The organism is Flavicella sp. (genome assembly GCF_037132785.1).
Classification (GTDB): domain Bacteria; phylum Bacteroidota; class Bacteroidia; order Flavobacteriales; family Flavobacteriaceae; genus Flavicella.
This window is the reverse complement of sequence record NZ_JBAHZZ010000025.1, coordinates 1-16,461: the sequence shown is the minus strand read 5'-3', so window position 1 is coordinate 16,461 and position 16,461 is coordinate 1. Positions and strand designations below refer to the sequence as shown.

Below are 16,461 nucleotides of genomic sequence, written 5' to 3'. Positions count from 1 at the left end.
TCTAAAAATTGAATAAAAACATCTGAGTTCATATTTTCTTTGTAAATCATGAACTGTACTAAACCTTGATTAGTAACTGTAGAAATCATGTTGATTGAAAATCGTTTTGACATATGCTTTTTAACGGGAGTTTTGCCTTTTGGTGCATATGACCGTCCGTGATTATTATTGTTTTTTACGCCCGTTTCATCTCCCCAATGGATAGTTGCTTTTTCTTTTTTTGCTTTCTGTTTTATTGCTGGGTATTCTTCATCTAACCATTTTTGTACTTTTTTAGGACATTGTTCATAAGCTCTCTTTTTAGGCTTTTGAGGGGTAAATCCCCATGAATTAAGATAGTTGCCAATAGCTCTTCTTCCAATTGCAATATTAAACTCTCTTAATATCAAATCTCTTACTGCTCTAGTTGTCCACAAAGCGTAATCCAACTTTAATTGATCTGGCATTACATCAGTAATCATTTTTTGAATTGAGTCTTCTTGATCCTTATTGAGTAGTTTTCTTTTTTCAGATTTCACTCCCCGCTTTTGATAAATCAAGGGTTTTTTACCTCCTTTATTGTAGAGTTTCCACCAATCCCAAACAGTATTTACATGAACACCGTAAAACATTGCTATGTCCTTTTTCTTATCTCCTCGATTTATCATTTTTATGGCATCCCTTCGTATATGGGTGATATGATGACTAAGGTTTTTTTATACCGAGTTTATAACTGCAAAAAGAATAATACTCTTCACCAGGATTTAATAGTGTCGTTGGAAAGTTTTTTTGATTAGGGCTATTAGGGAAATGCTGTGTTTCTAGACAAAAAGCATCTTGACTTAAATAAGTCTTTCCTTTTTTTCCTGTTCCACATCCAGTAATCCAGTTGCCTGTATAGAATTGTGCTCCAGGTTCATTTGTATATAGTTCAAGAGTTCTTCCTGAAACTGGTTCTATAACAAAAGCTGCTATTGATTTCTTATCAGTGTCATTAAAAACCATCGTATGATCATAACCTTGTGCCATTTTTAGTTGCTTATGGTCATCTTTTAAATTCTCTCCTATGAGTTTTAATTTTCTGAAATCAAAAGGTGTGTTTTCTACGTATTCAGGTTTTCCTAAAGGAATAGAAGTTTCATCCGTTGGTAGGAAATAATCTGCATTTATTTGTAATAAATGATCTGTGATAGTTCCATTACCAGCACCTTTTAAGTTAAAGTAGGAGTGGTTTGTTAGGTTTATGTGAGTAGTAGCATCGGTAGTTGCTTTATATTCTATTTGTAAGGCATTGTCATATGTTAAAGTATAAATAACAGTAACACCAAGGTTTCCAGGGTAGCCCTCTTCGCCGTCGGGAGATAAATAAGTTAATTCAAGTTGTTGTTCGTTGATAAGTTTGGCGTCCCAAACGACAAGAGAAAAATTTTTGATTCCACCATGTAAGTGGTTGGGACCATTATTGATAGCTCCCTTATATGTTTTTCCATTTATCTCAAACAGCCCTTTAACGATTCTATTTCCATATCTACCGATAAGTGCTCCAAGATAAATTTCATTAGGTGGATTTATATAAGTCTCAATATTGTCATAACCAAGAACAAGATCTTCAAAATTTCCATTCGCATCTGGAGCCCATAAACTCACAATTCTACCACCATAATTAGTGATTTGAGAAATAAGACCATTTTTGTTTTTTAATGTGAAAAGTTGAATATTTTTACCATTTATTGACTTTTCAAACTTTTTTGGATTTGCTAGGTCTAGAATCATTGTTAGTTGTTTTTAATAAGAATTTCTTCAAAAGTAGCAGTAGAATCACACCTTTTTATGATTAAAGAAATTTCTTTGTCCTTTAATTGCCCATTAATTTTATAGGTTTGACATGGTTTTTTTATGTCAGTGTCACTTTCTGAAAAGTCAACATCACTTTTGGTTAATAAGTAAGCTAATTTTATAGAATCTATATGGTGTTCTGTGATGGCTTGTTTGGCTTGTTCTGAAAAAATATAATGCTCTTTAATACGAATACTTTTTAAGGTTCTGGCATCAGGTCCATATGGAAATTGAATATTTTTTTTCTTAGCAATAAATAAGACGGCAATAACGCCTAGAGATAAACCAAAGAAAAAATAGATGAAACGATTTAGAAGATTCATATGAATGTTTTACTTGCAAAAATACTATTATAAAGTGAAAAATTAAATAAAAATTAAAGATTATAAAATCAATAAATTAATATCATTAAATGGTAGGTTAAACCACTCACCAACAGCTTTTTTTGTTAAAATACCATGATAATAATACATTCCGCTTCTCAGTGTGCGTTCATTTCTAAAAGCAATTTCAAATCCGCCTTCATCGGCAATATCTAGAAGAAAAGTAGTTAAGATATTACTAATGGAAACCGTAGCAGTACGTGAGTACCTAGAAGGGATATTGGGGACGCAATAATGAATAACACCATGTTTTTCAAATGTTGGTTGGCTGTGAGTAGTAACTTCGGAGGTTTCAATACAACCACCTCGATCTATGCTAACATCGACTATCACGGCTCCAGGTTTCATTAATTGTACCATTTCATCTGAGATAACCACGGGGGCCCTTGATTTTCCTCGAATAGCTCCTATAAGAACGTCACAACGCATTAATGCTTTTTGTAAAGTTCTCAGTTGAAGCGTAGATGTATAAATAGGTTTATGTATATTCTTTTGAAGCTGTCTCAATTTTGAAATTGAGTTATCAAATACTTTTACTGATGCTCCTAGTCCAATAGCGGATTTAGTAGCAAATTCTCCAACAGTTCCGGCCCCAATAATAGCGACTTCAGCTGGAGGAACACCAGCGATATTACCTAACAAGAGTCCGTTACCTTTATTTTGAGTACTCATCAATTCCGCTGCAATAAGGATAGAGGCTGTACCAGCGATTTCACTTAATGACTGTACAACAGGATACATTCCTTCACTGTCTCTGATAAAATCAAAAGCAATGGCTGTAATTCTTTTGGTAGCAAGAGCTTCAAAGTATTTTTTAGACTGGGTTTTTAGCTGAAGTGTAGAAACTAAAATTGTTTGTGGTTTTATAAGGTCTATTTCTTTTAAAGAAGGGGGCGAAATTTTTAAAATTATAGTACAACCAAAGACTTCTTCAGGGTTGTAAGCAATTTTAGCTCCAGATTCAGAGTAGTTTTGATCCGTATAGTTAGCTCCTTTACCAGCTCCAGTTTCTACCACAACTCTATGCCCTGCTTGTATCATCGCAGCGACAGCATCAGGAGTCAAACAAATTCTTTTTTCCTCAAAGTAGGTTTCTTTTGGAAGTCCAATAAAAAGTTCTCCTTTTGTTTTCTGAATTTCAAGTTTTTCTTCTTGTGGAATAAGTTCTTCAATACTGAAAGGTGAGAATTGCTTGTTCATTTTAGTTGTTCGTGTTTTTATCTGGTTTACTATTGATTTTCTAGTTGAATTGTTCGGGAATTATCATCCTTTTTAGTGATCGTAATCTTTACACATTTTAAAGGTAATAAGTTTTCTAGTACAGCTGGCCATTCTATAAAAGACCAAGCATCGTTGTATAAATATTCCTCTAGCCCCATATCGTAGGCCTCTTCTTCATGATTAATTCGGTAAAAATCAAAATGATAAACAGTTTCGTTTTTTTTTGAAATATATTCATTTACTAATGAAAAAGTAGGAGAGCTCGTTTCTTCTTCTACTCCAAGTTGTTTTGTTAATTCTTTGATTAATGTAGTTTTACCCATCCCCATTTCCCCATAAAACAAAAATATTTTATGTTGTGCATTTTCTAGAATTTCTTTTGCTGCATCTGATAATTGATCTAAAGAGTAATGTATCTCCATATATACTAGTTGATAATTATAACTTTTTATTTTGGTTCAAAGATAGCACATGGTATGATCATTTCCTCTAAAGAGATACCTCCATGTTGGTAGGTGTTTTTGAAGTATTTCACAAAACGGCTATAGTTGTTTGGGTAAACAAAAAATTGATCTTCTTTAGCGAAAATAAAAGAACTATTCATATGCTGGGTCGGCAAATAGATGTTTTTTGGGTTTTTCACTGCGTATACATTCTTTTCTTCATAAGTTAAGCTGCTCCCAGTTTTGTACCTTAGGTTAGAGCTAATGTTTTTTGTGCCTATTACTTTTGATGGGTTTTTACAGTTTATTGTTCCGTGGTCTGTAGTAATTACCAGCTGCATCCCTGCCTTTCTTGCTTTTTGTATGGTATTAAAAATAGGGGAGTTCTTAAACCAACTTAACGTTAAAGAGCGGTATGCTTTTTCGTTACCAGCTAATTCTTTAATAACATTTACATCTGTTTTAGAATGGGATAACATATCAATAAAGTTATAGACGATAACCGCTAAGTCGTGTTTTTTTAAGTTGTTGAAATTAGCGTCTACTTCTTTGGCCGCTTTTAAGGTTGTGATTTTTTGATAATCAAAGCTTAACTCAGGTTTTAAACGATTAATTTGAGCAGCCAAAAATTCTTTTTCATATAGGTTTTTACCCCCTTCTTCCTCATCATTTCTCCAATAGTTAGGGTGTTTTTTTTCCATATCTAAAGGTGATAGTCCTGAAAATATTGCGTTTCTAGCATATTGTGTTGCTGTAGGTAAAATACTAAAATAGGATGTTTCTTTGGTTTTTTTGTAAAAAGTGTTAATGAGTGGTTCAATGGATTTCCATTGGTCATAACGCAGGTTGTCAATCACAATCATTAAGGTCCCGTTTTCGTTTTTCATTTCGGGTAAGATAACCTCTTTAAATAAGGTATGAGAAAATACGGGTCTATCTTGACCTGTCAATAAATCCTGATAGTTCTTTTTTATGAATTTAAAAAATAGACTGTTAGCTTCTTGTTTTTGACTTTCTAGAATACTCAACATTCCTGAATCATTAATGTTTTCTAATTCCAGTTCCCAGTGCAATAATTTGTGATACAATTCAATCCATTCTTGATATGAATTGACTATGGCTAAATCCATAGATATTTTTCTGAATTCCTGTTGGTAATTAGAAGTTGTTTTTTGTGAAATTAACCGAGAATGATCCAGATTCTTCTTTAAACTCAGTAAAATCTGACTAGGATTTACGGGTTTAATTAAATAATCAGCAATTTTGGACCCAATAGCATCTTCCATAATATACTCCTCTTCACTTTTGGTAATCATTATTACCGGTAGGTTGGGTTTAAAGTTCTTTATTTCGGTCAGGGTTTCAATTCCTGTAAGACCAGGCATATTTTCATCTAGAAAAACAATATCATAATTATTGTTTGTAATCAGATCAATGGCATCACTGCCATTTGTACATTTTGAAACAATATAATTTTTTCCTTCTAAGAATAAAATATGGGGTTTTAATAAGTCGATTTCATCGTCAACCCATAGAATATGTATCTTTTTCATTTTTTTTATATTTCAATTGAATTATCATAATTTATTCAGAACTTGTGTATTCTTAAGGCTGTTTTATGATTTATGTTACCTAAAGAATGCTATATTTGCTCAATCAAAAAAAAATCTTTTGAGTTTACAAACAAATAAATTAAAAATATTAAACGACCCAATTTACGGATTTATTACGATTCCTAATGCATTAATTTTTGATTTAATAGAACATTCTTATTTTCAGCGATTAAGAAGGATTTCACAAGTAGGATTTTCCTATTTGGTTTATCCAGGTGCACATCATACAAGGTTTCAACATGCTATAGGTTGTATGCATTTAATGCAGAGTGCTGTGCAAACCTTGCAAACTAAAGGAATTGAAATTTCTGAAAAAGAGGCTACTGCTTTATATATAGCTATCTTATTACACGATATTGGTCATGGACCATTTTCTCATGCTTTGGAGCATAGTATTGTTGTTGGAATAAGCCATGAGGAAATTTCTTTATTTTATATGAAGGAATTAAATAAGGAATTTAATGGTCAGTTATCTTTGGCTATCGAAATATTTGAAGGAAAATATGCAAGAAAATTCATGCATCAATTGATTTCAAGTCAATTGGACATGGATCGATTGGATTATTTAAAAAGAGATAGTTTTTATAGCGGTGTTGCAGAAGGGAATATTAATTCTGATCGATTAATTGCTATGTTATATGTGGTTAATGATGAATTGGTCTTAGAAGAGAAAGGAATTTATTCTGCCGAAAAATTCATTGTTGGTAGAAGGCTGATGTATTGGCAGGTGTATTTTCATAAAACGGGGGTCGTAGCAGGGAAAATGTTGGTAAATTTATTGAGGCGAGCTAATGAATTAGTTAATAAAGGTGTTGACTTACCTGCGAGTAAGGCATTTCGTTTTTTCCTGAACAATGAAATTCATGAAAATAATTTTGAGATAGGAGTATTAAAAATTTTTGCTAGATTAGATGATTATGATATACTTTCTGCTATTAAAGACTGGATAAGTCATGAAGATAAAGTGTTGTCTAAATTATCAGAAATGATTATTAATAGAAGATTATTGAAAATAGAAATTAAGAATGAGCCGATAAAAGATGATTATTTTAAAAAAATATTTGAAGAAAAACGAAATGAATTAAATTTGAGTAATGAGGAATTAGAATATTTTGTTTTTATAGACAGTATTCAAAATCAAGCATATGACTCGTCTAAAAGTAAAATAAATATTTATTTTAAAACTGGTGAAATTCTAGATATTACGGAAGCCTCTGACCAGCTAAATATTCAAGCTTTAACCAAACCTGTAGTGAAATATTTTATTTGTTATCCAAAGAAATAGGATTGGCAGAACTCATATTAATTTTATACTTTTGCAAACAATGAAAATTACAGCAACGCAAATAGCAGAATTATTAGAAGGAGACATAGTAGGTGATCCAACTATTGAAGTTTCTAGACTGGCAAAGATTGAGGAAGGAACGGAAGGAACTTTGACTTTTTTGTCTAATGAAAAATACACATCATTTATTTATACAACAAAGTCATCTATAGTTATAGTTAATAAAACTTTTAAACCTTTAAATAAAATAGCATCTACTTTGATAAAAGTTGACGATGCTTATGCTGCTTTCACTAAATTGTTAACCTTTTATAATGAAGTAAAACAAAATAAAACAGGTAAAGAAGAACCTCATTTTATTAGTGATTCAGCAAAATTGGGGGTTAATATTTACGTAGGAGCATTTGTTTATATCGGTAATAATGTGAAGATTGGTGATGATGTAAAGATTTATCCACATTGTTATATCGGTGATAATGTTTCTGTCTCTGATGGAACAACATTGTATTCCGGTGTTAAAATTTATTCAGATTGTATTGTGGGTAATAATTGTAAAATTCATGCAGGTGCTATTATTGGTGCTGATGGGTTTGGGTTTATTCCTGATGAAAACAAAGTATATGCTTCCATTCCACAAATTGGAAATGTAGTGATAGAGGACAATGTAAGTATAGGTGCGAATACGACTATAGATAGAGCAACTTTAGGATCTACAATTATAAGAAAAGGAGTAAAACTTGATAATTTAATTCAAGTAGCACACAATTGTGAAATAGATGAAAATACGGTCATTGCTGCTTTAACAGGAATCTCCGGGTCTACTAAAATTGGTAAAAGAACAATGATTGGTGGTCATGCAGCGTTTGCTGGACATATTAAAATTGGTGATGATGTTGTTGTTTCTGGTTTCTCTGGAGTGAGAAAAAGTATTAAAGATAAAGACATCGTAATTGGTTTTCCTGCATATAATATTAAAAAGTGGAATAAATCATCTGCTATCGTTAGGAATTTACCTTCTTATATAGCGAAAATTAGTGAATTAGAAAAAGAAATTAAAGCATTAAAAGATAAGTAAAATGCAGCGCAATCAACAAACTATTAAAAAAGAAGTAACTCTTAAAGGTATTGGATTACATACAGGGAAAGAAGTAACTTTAATCTTTAAACCAGCTCCTATAAATCATGGCTATGTTTTTGTAAGAGTTGATTTAGAAGGTCAACCTAAAATAGAATCTAAAGCAGAGTATGTTACGGATACAAAGAGAGGAACAAGCTTAGAGAAAAACGGTGTTGATATCAATACCTCAGAGCATGTTTTAGCTGCAGCAGTTGGACTTGGAATAACAAATCTTATTATTGAATTAAATGCTTCTGAACCTCCTATTATGGATGGTTCTTCCAAATATTTTGTGGAAGCGATAGAAGAGGCAGGTATTGTTTCTCAAGATGTAATATTGGAGGAGTATATTGTAAAAGAGATTATCAGTTATAAAGATGAAGAGTCTGGAAGTGAAATTATGATTGTTCCATCTGACGAATATCAGGTGACTACGATGGTAGATTTTGGAACTCAAATATTGGGTACTCAAAATGCTTCTTTAGAAAAAATGTCTGACTTTAAGGAAGAAATTTCCAAAGCACGTACATTTAGCTTTTTACATGAACTGGAAACCTTATTAGATCACAATCTTATTAAAGGAGGTGATTTAAACAATGCAATTGTTTATGTAGATAAAGAAATTTCTGAGCATACCATGTCTAAGTTGAAAAAAGCATTTGACAAAGATTCTATCTCAGTTACCGCCAATGGAATATTAGATAATTTGACTTTGCATTGGGCAAACGAAGCTGCAAGGCATAAATTATTGGACGTAATTGGTGATTTGGCATTGATTGGTACTGCATTACGAGGAAAGGTTATTGCGAATAAGCCTGGTCATTCGATCAATACAAAATTTGCTAAGAAATTGGCAGAGATCATCAAAAAAGAAAAAAGAAATAAAATACCACAATACGATTTGAGTTTACCTCCTTTGATGAATATTAATCAAATCATGGAAATTTTACCTCATAGACCTCCATTTTTATTAGTAGATAAAATTTTAGAGCTCTCGGACTCTCATGTTGTCGGTTTGAAAAATGTATCTATGAATGAACCTTTTTTCGTTGGTCATTTTCCTGAAGCACCTGTAATGCCAGGAGTATTGATAGTTGAAGCGATGGCTCAGTGTGGAGGGATTCTTGTTTTAAGTACGGTTCCAGACCCAGAAAATTATTTAACTATTTTCATGAAAATGGATAAAGTTAAGTTTAAACAAATGGTTGTTCCTGGAGATACTTTAATTTTTAAAGCGGAGTTAATTTCTCCAATTAGACGAGGAATTTGTCATATGCAATCTTTTGGATATGCAAATAATAAAATAGTTGTAGAGGCAGAATTAATGGCCAAAATAGTAAAAAAGTAATAATTATGAATCAACCATTAGCATATGTACATCCACAAGCAAAAATTGCTAGAAACGTTGTCATAGAACCTTTTACAACCATACATAATAATGTGACTATAGGCTCCGGAACTTGGATTGGCTCTAATGTGACTATTATGGAAGGAGCTACGATTGGAGAAAACTGTAGAATTTTTCCAGGAGCAGTAATTTCTGCTATTCCTCAAGACTTGAAATACGATGGAGAGGAAACAGTTACAATTATAGGAAATAATGTTACGATTAGAGAATGTGTTACCATTAACCGTGGTACTTCTGATCGTATGAAAACAGTTATAGGAAATAATTGTTTGATTATGGCTTATTGCCATATTGCCCACGATTGTATTGTTGGAAATGATTGCGTTTTTTCGAATGGTACTACTTTGGCAGGTCATACTAATATTGGTAATAGTGTTATTTTAGCTGGAATGACTGCGATTCATCAATTTTGTTCTATAGGAGATCATGCCTTTGTAACAGGAGGTTCTTTGGTGAGAAAAGATGTACCGCCGTTTGTAAAAGCAGCAAGAGAGCCTTTATCATATGTAGGAATCAATTCTGTTGGTCTTAGAAGAAGAGGTTTTAGCCCAGAGAAAATTAGAGAAATTCAAAATATTTACAGAATTTTATTTCAAAGTAAATACAATAACAGTCAAGCAATTCTAATAATTGAGGCAGAGATGGAGGTTTCTAGTGAACGAGATGATATTATTAAATTCATCCAAAATTCACAAAGAGGAATTATGAAAGGATATTTTAGTAACTAAGTTAAAAACAATATAATGGCATCTACATCAGATATTAGAAATGGATTGTGTATCAAATATAATAATGGTACATATAAGATTATTGAATTCCAACATGTAAAACCTGGTAAAGGACCGGCTTTTGTAAGAACTAAATTAAAAAGCTTAACCACAGGGAAAGTTATAGATAATACTTTTTCTGCGGGTCATAAAATCGAAGAAGTAAGGGTTGAAACTAGAAAGTATCAATATTTGTATGCAGATGGAGATATGTTTAACTTTATGAATACTTTAGATTACAATCAAATTACTTTGGAAAAAATAATTTTGGATTCACCAGAATTAATGAAGGAAGGTGAAATAGTTACTGTAGTTGTAAGATTAGATGATGAAATGCCTTTGGCTGTAGAAATGCCTGCGAGTGTCATCCTAGAAGTTACTTATACTGAGCCAGGAGTAAAGGGAAATACTGCTACAAATGCAACCAAACCTGCAACGGTAGAAACAGGAGCAATTATCAATGTACCTTTGTTTATAAATGAGGGAGATAAGATTAAAATTGAAACGTCTAAAGGAACGTATCAAGAACGTATTAAAGAGTAATTACAAGTATTTGTGAATTATTGGATCAATACTAAAGGAGTTTTACAAATAACTAAATTAAAGTTGTGTAAAATTCTTTTTTATTTTAAAAAGTATGAGATGAAATTTAAAAACAAACAAAGTTTAAAGAGGATAGCGACGATTCTTAATTGTAACTATATTGGAGCAGATGATTTTCCTGTTTTTGGAATGAATGAAATTCATGTAGTCAGCTCAGGAGATATTGTTTTTGTTGATCATCCAAAATATTATACAAAAGCTTTAGAATCTGAAGCAACAGTAATTTTGATAAATAAAGAGTTAGCATGTCCAAAAGGTAAGGCTCTTTTAATTTCTGATGATCCCTTTCGTGATTTTAACAAATTAACAAATCATTTTAATCCATTTATTGCGAGTACCGCTGGCATTAGTGAATCTGCAATTATTGGAGCCAATACAGTGATACAGCCAAATGTTTTTATCGGTAATAATGTGACAATTGGTAAAAACTGTTTGATTTATTCTAGTGTAACCGTTTATGATGATTGTGTTATAGGAAATAATGTTACTATTCATAGTGGGACGGTTTTAGGAGCAGATGCTTTTTATTATAAAAACAGACCAGAAGGATTTGATAAATTGGTTTCAGGAGGAAGAGTTGTCCTTGAAGATAATGTAGACTTGGGTGCTCTGTGTACTTTAGATAGAGGAGTAACAGGTGATACTTTAGTGAAAGAAGGAACTAAAATAGATAACCAAGTACAAATTGGACATGATACTGTAGTAGGAAAAAAATGTTTGATCGCTTCACAAACAGGAATTGCTGGCTGTGTTATCATTGAAGATGAGGTTACAATTTGGGGACAAGTTGGGATTACGAGCGGAATAACTATAGGAAAAAAAGCAGTGGTTTTAGGTCAGACTGGTGTAACAAAGAGTATTGAAGGTGGCAAGATTTATTTTGGATCTCCAGCTACTGAGGCCAGAGAAAAAATGAAAGAAATTGCTGGAATTAGAAGGATTTTAAAAGAGGAAAAATAAAGAGATATTATTTTAATTGTAAGTATATAATTCGTAGTAATGAATAAATTTATAAGAAAATTTTCATGAGAATCGGAATCGTATGTTATCCTACTTTTGGTGGGAGTGGAGTTGTAGCAACTGAATTGGGAATGGCGTTGGCACGTAAGAATCATGAGGTTCATTTTATTACCTATAATCAACCCGTTCGGTTAGATTTTATTTCTAGTGGTTTGCATTTTCATCAGGTACAGATAAAAGAATACCCTCTTTTTGAATACCAACCTTATGAATTGGCTTTATCGGCGAAAATGGTTGAAGTAGTATCTAAATTTAATTTGGAAATATTGCATGTTCATTATGCAATTCCTCACGCATATGCCGCATATATGGCCAAGCAAATGCTAAAAGAACAAGGAATAGATATAAAAGTGGTAACTACTTTACACGGTACCGATATTACTTTGGTAGGGAGTCATCCTAGTTATAAAAAATCTGTTGAATTTAGTGTAAATCAGTCAGATGCAGTAACTACAGTTTCTAAAAGCTTAAAAAGTCAAACTTTAAATTTATTTGATATAAAAAAAGAAATTCATGTGATTTACAATTTCATTGAATTAGAAAAATACCCAGAAAAGCTACATGACGAATGTCAGAGAATTTCTATAGCTAAAAAGGATGAACGAATATTAACACATATAAGTAATTTTAGACCTGTAAAAAGAACTGCGGATGTAGTAGAGATATTTTACAATGTACAAAAAGAAATTCCCTCTAAACTTTTGTTGGTTGGAGAGGGACCAGACTTACAAATAGCTCGTTTAAAAGCCAAAGAATTAGGTGTTTACGATAGTGTCTTGTTTTTAGGGAATAGTGTTGAATTAGAGAAAATACTTTGCTATACAGATCTGTTTTTATTGCCTTCTGAGACCGAAAGTTTTGGTTTGGTCGCATTGGAGGCAATGGCAGCCAAAACTCCTGTAATATCGAGTAATTCAGGAGGTCTTCCTGAGGTAAATGTTCATGGGAAAACAGGTTTTTTAAGCAATGTAGGTGATGTTATGGACATGGCTAAAAATGCAATTTATATCTTAGAAGATTCTGAAAAATTAAGTAAATTTAAAAAGAATGCAAGGGAACATTCTAAAAAGTTTTCCATAGAAGAGATTCTTCCTTTCTATGAAAAAATATATAAAGATTTGGATGCTGAAAGAGATAAATAAAGGGAATTTACTTATTGTTTATCTAAGATAGCCAAACCAAATTTAATGGTGTCATAATGCATTTCTTCTTCAAAATATTCATAATAAGCACGTAAGCTTGTTGAACCTTTAAGTGTTATTTTTGCATTAGTTAATAACTCCAATTCTTTTCGATTTACAAATTCATCAAGACTAATATCATGATTTTCTTTGTGTAACTTGATAAAATGTGTTTGAATTGTCACCAAACTTAGTTTGCGATCTTGAGATATTTCTATGGCTGATAAGCCTTTTTTAAAGAGTTTGAAAGTTTCTTGTAAAGTATCTCCTTTAGTTTTTTTTACCTTTTTTTTAGTGATGATTTTTTCTTTTTGAAATGCGATAATTTCTTTGATAAAATCAAAACCAAAATCTTCGAATTTCTTTCGTCCAACTCCATCAATAGCCAAAAAGTCATCATCGGTCATAGGTCTTTCTTTTTCCATTTGCTTTAAAGTAGCATCGTTAAAAACTAGGTAAGCTGGGATTTCATGACCTTGCGCTATTTGTAATCTCAATAAACGCAATCTTTCAAATAAATCGGTTGTCGATTTTTTAGTTTTTCCTACTTTGGCAAATTCCTTTTTAGTCAGTGGTATTTTGGGTACTTTGGTTAAACGAACTTTTTCTCCTTCAAATAAAACATTTTTAGCGAGGGTACTAAATTTAAGTGCATTGTTTTCATGAAATGCAATTTCACAATAACCTAAATTAATAAGTTGAACAATATATTGCTGTACATTTCGCCAAGATATCTCCTTTGCGATACCGTAAGTTTTTAAATTTTGATACCCTTTGTCGTAAATAAGTGCATTTTGAGAGCCTCTTAAAAAATCCACAAGTGTACCAATTGGTTCTTTTTCATTGAGTCGGAAAATTCCTGATAATATTTTTTGAGCAATGGTGGTTCCATCAAAAAATTCAGGCGGATTTTTACATACATCACAATTGCCACAGTCTTTCTCTATAAATTCACCAAAATAACTCAGTAATATTTTTCTTCTACAGCTAAGAGCTTCCGTGTATTGTTGCATGCGTTCTAACTTAGAAAGCTGAACTTTCTTATTTCCAGAGTTTTGAGCGAATTTTTGTAATTGGATTACATCTGCATAGCTGTAAAATAATATAGTCTCAGATTTTACGCCATCACGACCGGCTCTACCAATTTCCTGATAATAACCTTCCATATTTTTTGGAAGATTGTAATGAATTACCCAACGTACATTCGATTTGTCTATTCCCATTCCAAAGGCAATAGTGGCACAAATTATTTGACTTTTGTCATAAATAAAATCTTCTTGTATACGTGCGCGTTCTTCATGAGGCAAACCAGCATGATAGGCTTTTGCTTTAAAACCATTTTTAGTTAACCGAGTAGCAACTTGCTCTGTGGTCTTTCTACTCAGACAATAAATGATTCCTGATGTATTCGGTCTTTCCTTAATAAATTTTACAATTTGTATAATTCTATTTTGTGCGTTTCGTACCTCAAGTGAAATATTGGGTCTGTCAAAAGAAGCGATATGTCTTTCTGCTAAAGGCAATCCTAACTGAGTAAGGATATCTTCTCTAGTAGCTTTATCAGCGGTTGCTGTTAAGGCAATAATTGGGGTGTTTGATAGTCTTTTTTTTAAAAACCCTAATTGTGTATATGCTGGTCTAAAGTCGTGCCCCCAAGAAGAAATACAATGAGCTTCATCTATAGCAATTAAACTTATTTTTATTTCTTGAATGACTATTTCAAAAAAAGCAAGACTTTCAGGAGCTAGATATAACAATTTTATCTTTCCCTTTTTTAGATCATTTAAGATGGTTTGGTTTTCTTGTTCGGATTGAGAACTGTTTAAAAAAGCAGATGGAATTCCATTGGCATTTAATCCATCTACTTGATCTTTCATCAATGCAATTAGTGGTGAAATAACCAAAGTAACTCCATCTAGTAGTAAGGCTGGAAGTTGAAAACAAATAGATTTACCTCCACCTGTAGGCATAATAACCAAATTGTCTTTGCCTTCAAGTATGGATGTAATTATTTTTTCTTGTAAGGGTCTGAATTTTTCATATCCAAAATATTCTTTTAAAGTAGTATGTAATAATTCTTTTTTAGACATCGAAAAACTAATATAAATATTGCTCTTGCAAATATACCTTATTCACTGAAATAGTAAATTTATATAGGCGTTTTTTAAATGGTTTTTTAAAATAATTTAGACGAAAAATTAATATAAATGAATCTAGATTTTATCCTGTTTTTGGATTTCTTCAGTGATGGCTAGTTCTCTTAAAAAAGAGAAAAGATAAGTAGTGATATATGCTAAAATATTCTATATTACATAGGAAGGAGGGGGGAGGGTATAGAAATATAATTTCAGGGTAATTATTCCAGTCGATTGCCAAGAATATATATTGTATCTTTTAATCAATTTAGTATTTCCTTAAGTTTTCCTTTGGTTTTTTTTGTATTATCAAAAAGAATTATTAAATATTTTAGTAGCTACTAATTAGCTAATGAGTTCATGAAAACCTTTTTGTTTATTCTGTTTTTGTTTAGTACAACATTGATTGTATCTGGACAGGTCTCTGGGACTACTTTGAGTGGTGTGGTCCAGAGTGATATCTTATTTGTACCAGACATACATGTATTAAATTTAAGTTCGAATTTTGGCACGATAAGTAATTTGAATGGACAATTTGAAATTGAAGTTAAATTAAATGATACTTTATTGATTTCAGGAATAAAGTATATAGAAAAAATAATTGTGATTAGAGCTGAAATAATGAATAGTAGTTATATACCTATTAAATTAGAAGTTAAAGTGAATGAATTAACAGAGGTTGTCATTAGTAATGGATTGTCTGGGAATTTGTGGTCAGATATTTCCAATATGAAAAAAGCTAAGTCAAAATATACTTTTTCCTCCGAAGTTTTGAATTTTTCAACGGCGGGTGTAAATCCATTAACTGTTGATGATGAGTGGGCTAGAAGGAAAACATCTGATAATAGTTCGTTAGGTGGTCCTGCTGGAGGTGACGCAGATTTGATGCTTCTTGGGGGGTATGTTTTAGCTCCATTGATAAAAGAAATTGGAAAAATAGGAAAAGTGAATAGAAAGATAAAAAGAAATGAAGAAAAACTTTCTCTACAAGCTACAAATGCACTGAGCAAAATAAGACAGGATTTTGGAGATGATTTGTTTCTCCAAATTGGAATTCCAAAAGAGAAGATTAATACTTTTATTGAATTCTGTTCATCAAAAAAAATTGGAGAATATTTTATTAAAGACGATAAGCTTAAAATTATTGAGGTGTTTTTGGAAGAATATGATGAGTTTAAAAGAATTTATAATTTCTAAGCTGGCTGAATGGAGTGTATCTACCCTTGGTGTGACGATTTTTATGAGTTTTAAATTTTATATTTGACTTATTGTAAAAAAGTATGATAATGAATTTAAAGTTATGATAGTAGAACTATTAAATTCAGGTATTATTAACTCAGAACCAATAGTTCTTTAATTAATATATTTTTTTGTATCTTTATTTATGGAAAAAACAGACTTACGAAGCGTGTCCGATCAAGAAAGAGAAATTATACGAAGGGATGCCATAAAAATGATAAATCGAGGAGA

15 protein-coding genes are annotated in these 16,461 nt (G+C 31.7%); 8 read left to right on the top strand and 7 right to left on the bottom strand.

From position 1 onward, the window contains the following. From V5787_RS01695 to V5787_RS01670, 6 genes are all read right to left on the bottom strand, one after another. The coding region (locus V5787_RS01695) for an IS630 family transposase (RefSeq protein WP_336891558.1) at nt 1-647 on the bottom strand (647 nt) is incomplete at its 3' end. 37 nt (nt 648-684) lie between these two features. Then, complete coding sequence (locus tag V5787_RS01690; protein ID WP_336891557.1) at nt 685-1,752, bottom strand: aldose epimerase family protein; 1,068 nt, start codon at nt 1,750-1,752, stop codon at nt 685-687. 2 nt (nt 1,753-1,754) lie between these two features. Then, entirely contained in the window at nt 1,755-2,138 is a 384-nt protein-coding gene (locus tag V5787_RS01685) for a DUF4258 domain-containing protein (protein WP_336891556.1), read from the bottom strand. A 60-nt stretch (nt 2,139-2,198) separates the two neighbouring features. Then, on the bottom strand, nt 2,199-3,398 hold the full coding sequence (locus tag V5787_RS01680) for an alanine dehydrogenase (RefSeq protein WP_336891555.1): 1,200 nt from the start codon (nt 3,396-3,398) through the stop codon (nt 2,199-2,201). A 29-nt stretch (nt 3,399-3,427) separates the two neighbouring features. Next, entirely contained in the window at nt 3,428-3,841 is a 414-nt protein-coding gene (tsaE, locus tag V5787_RS01675; protein WP_336891554.1) for a tRNA (adenosine(37)-N6)-threonylcarbamoyltransferase complex ATPase subunit type 1 TsaE, read from the bottom strand. Between the two features lie 26 nt (nt 3,842-3,867). Continuing rightward, on the bottom strand, nt 3,868-5,415 hold the full coding sequence (locus tag V5787_RS01670; RefSeq protein WP_336891553.1) for a PglZ domain-containing protein: 1,548 nt from the start codon (nt 5,413-5,415) through the stop codon (nt 3,868-3,870). Nucleotides 5,416-5,533: 118 nt separating this feature from the next. Between V5787_RS01670 and V5787_RS01665 the strand changes: the two genes are divergently transcribed. From V5787_RS01665 to bshA, 7 genes are all read left to right on the top strand, one after another. Next, a complete protein-coding gene (locus V5787_RS01665) occupies nt 5,534-6,760 on the top strand; it encodes an HD domain-containing protein (protein WP_336891552.1) in 1,227 nt (408 codons plus the stop codon). A gap of 40 nt (nt 6,761-6,800) precedes the next feature. Further along, complete coding sequence (lpxD, locus tag V5787_RS01660; protein ID WP_336891551.1) at nt 6,801-7,835, top strand: UDP-3-O-(3-hydroxymyristoyl)glucosamine N-acyltransferase; 1,035 nt, start codon at nt 6,801-6,803, stop codon at nt 7,833-7,835. Nucleotide 7,836: 1 nt separating this feature from the next. After that, on the top strand, nt 7,837-9,225 hold the full coding sequence (locus V5787_RS01655) for a bifunctional UDP-3-O-[3-hydroxymyristoyl] N-acetylglucosamine deacetylase/3-hydroxyacyl-ACP dehydratase (protein WP_336891550.1): 1,389 nt from the start codon (nt 7,837-7,839) through the stop codon (nt 9,223-9,225). A 5-nt stretch (nt 9,226-9,230) separates the two neighbouring features. After that, entirely contained in the window at nt 9,231-10,013 is a 783-nt protein-coding gene (gene lpxA / locus V5787_RS01650) for an acyl-ACP--UDP-N-acetylglucosamine O-acyltransferase (protein WP_336891549.1), read from the top strand. A gap of 15 nt (nt 10,014-10,028) precedes the next feature. Beyond that, nucleotides 10,029-10,595, top strand: coding sequence for an elongation factor P (gene efp / locus V5787_RS01645; protein ID WP_336891548.1), 567 nt, complete (start codon nt 10,029-10,031; stop codon nt 10,593-10,595). A gap of 99 nt (nt 10,596-10,694) precedes the next feature. Beyond that, nucleotides 10,695-11,615 carry a UDP-3-O-(3-hydroxymyristoyl)glucosamine N-acyltransferase gene (locus tag V5787_RS01640; RefSeq protein ID WP_336891547.1) on the top strand — a complete coding sequence of 307 codons (921 nt, stop codon included), beginning with the start codon at nt 10,695-10,697 and terminating at the stop codon, nt 11,613-11,615. A 65-nt stretch (nt 11,616-11,680) separates the two neighbouring features. Continuing rightward, nucleotides 11,681-12,817 (top strand): N-acetyl-alpha-D-glucosaminyl L-malate synthase BshA, encoded by a 1,137-nt coding sequence (gene bshA / locus V5787_RS01635; protein WP_336891546.1) that lies wholly within the window; start codon nt 11,681-11,683, stop codon nt 12,815-12,817. Nucleotides 12,818-12,828: 11 nt separating this feature from the next. Here bshA and recQ read toward each other — a convergent pair whose 3' ends face one another. Continuing rightward, complete coding sequence (recQ, locus tag V5787_RS01630) at nt 12,829-14,946, bottom strand: DNA helicase RecQ (RefSeq protein ID WP_336891545.1); 2,118 nt, start codon at nt 14,944-14,946, stop codon at nt 12,829-12,831. Between the two features lie 405 nt (nt 14,947-15,351). Between recQ and V5787_RS01625 the strand changes: the two genes are divergently transcribed. Then, a complete protein-coding gene (locus V5787_RS01625; RefSeq protein WP_336891544.1) occupies nt 15,352-16,188 on the top strand; it encodes a hypothetical protein in 837 nt (278 codons plus the stop codon). Nucleotides 16,189-16,461 lie beyond the last annotated feature (273 nt).

Bases quoted from the DNA above. Each gene is read 5' to 3' on its own strand.
- V5787_RS01690 (WP_336891557.1), bottom strand. From the start codon at position 1,752: ATGATTCTAGACCTAGCAAATCCAAAAAAGTTTGAAAAGTCAATAAAT.
- V5787_RS01685 (WP_336891556.1), bottom strand. From the start codon at position 2,138: ATGAATCTTCTAAATCGTTTCATCTATTTTTTCTTTGGTTTATCTCTA.
- V5787_RS01680 (WP_336891555.1), bottom strand. From the start codon at position 3,398: ATGAACAAGCAATTCTCACCTTTCAGTATTGAAGAACTTATTCCACAA.
- tsaE (WP_336891554.1), bottom strand. From the start codon at position 3,841: ATGGAGATACATTACTCTTTAGATCAATTATCAGATGCAGCAAAAGAA.
- V5787_RS01670 (WP_336891553.1), bottom strand. From the start codon at position 5,415: ATGAAAAAGATACATATTCTATGGGTTGACGATGAAATCGACTTATTA.
- lpxD (WP_336891551.1), top strand. From the start codon at position 6,801: ATGAAAATTACAGCAACGCAAATAGCAGAATTATTAGAAGGAGACATA.
- V5787_RS01655 (WP_336891550.1), top strand. From the start codon at position 7,837: ATGCAGCGCAATCAACAAACTATTAAAAAAGAAGTAACTCTTAAAGGT.
- lpxA (WP_336891549.1), top strand. From the start codon at position 9,231: ATGAATCAACCATTAGCATATGTACATCCACAAGCAAAAATTGCTAGA.
- efp (WP_336891548.1), top strand. From the start codon at position 10,029: ATGGCATCTACATCAGATATTAGAAATGGATTGTGTATCAAATATAAT.
- V5787_RS01640 (WP_336891547.1), top strand. From the start codon at position 10,695: ATGAAATTTAAAAACAAACAAAGTTTAAAGAGGATAGCGACGATTCTT.
- bshA (WP_336891546.1), top strand. From the start codon at position 11,681: ATGAGAATCGGAATCGTATGTTATCCTACTTTTGGTGGGAGTGGAGTT.
- recQ (WP_336891545.1), bottom strand. From the start codon at position 14,946: ATGTCTAAAAAAGAATTATTACATACTACTTTAAAAGAATATTTTGGA.
- V5787_RS01625 (WP_336891544.1), top strand. From the start codon at position 15,352: ATGAAAACCTTTTTGTTTATTCTGTTTTTGTTTAGTACAACATTGATT.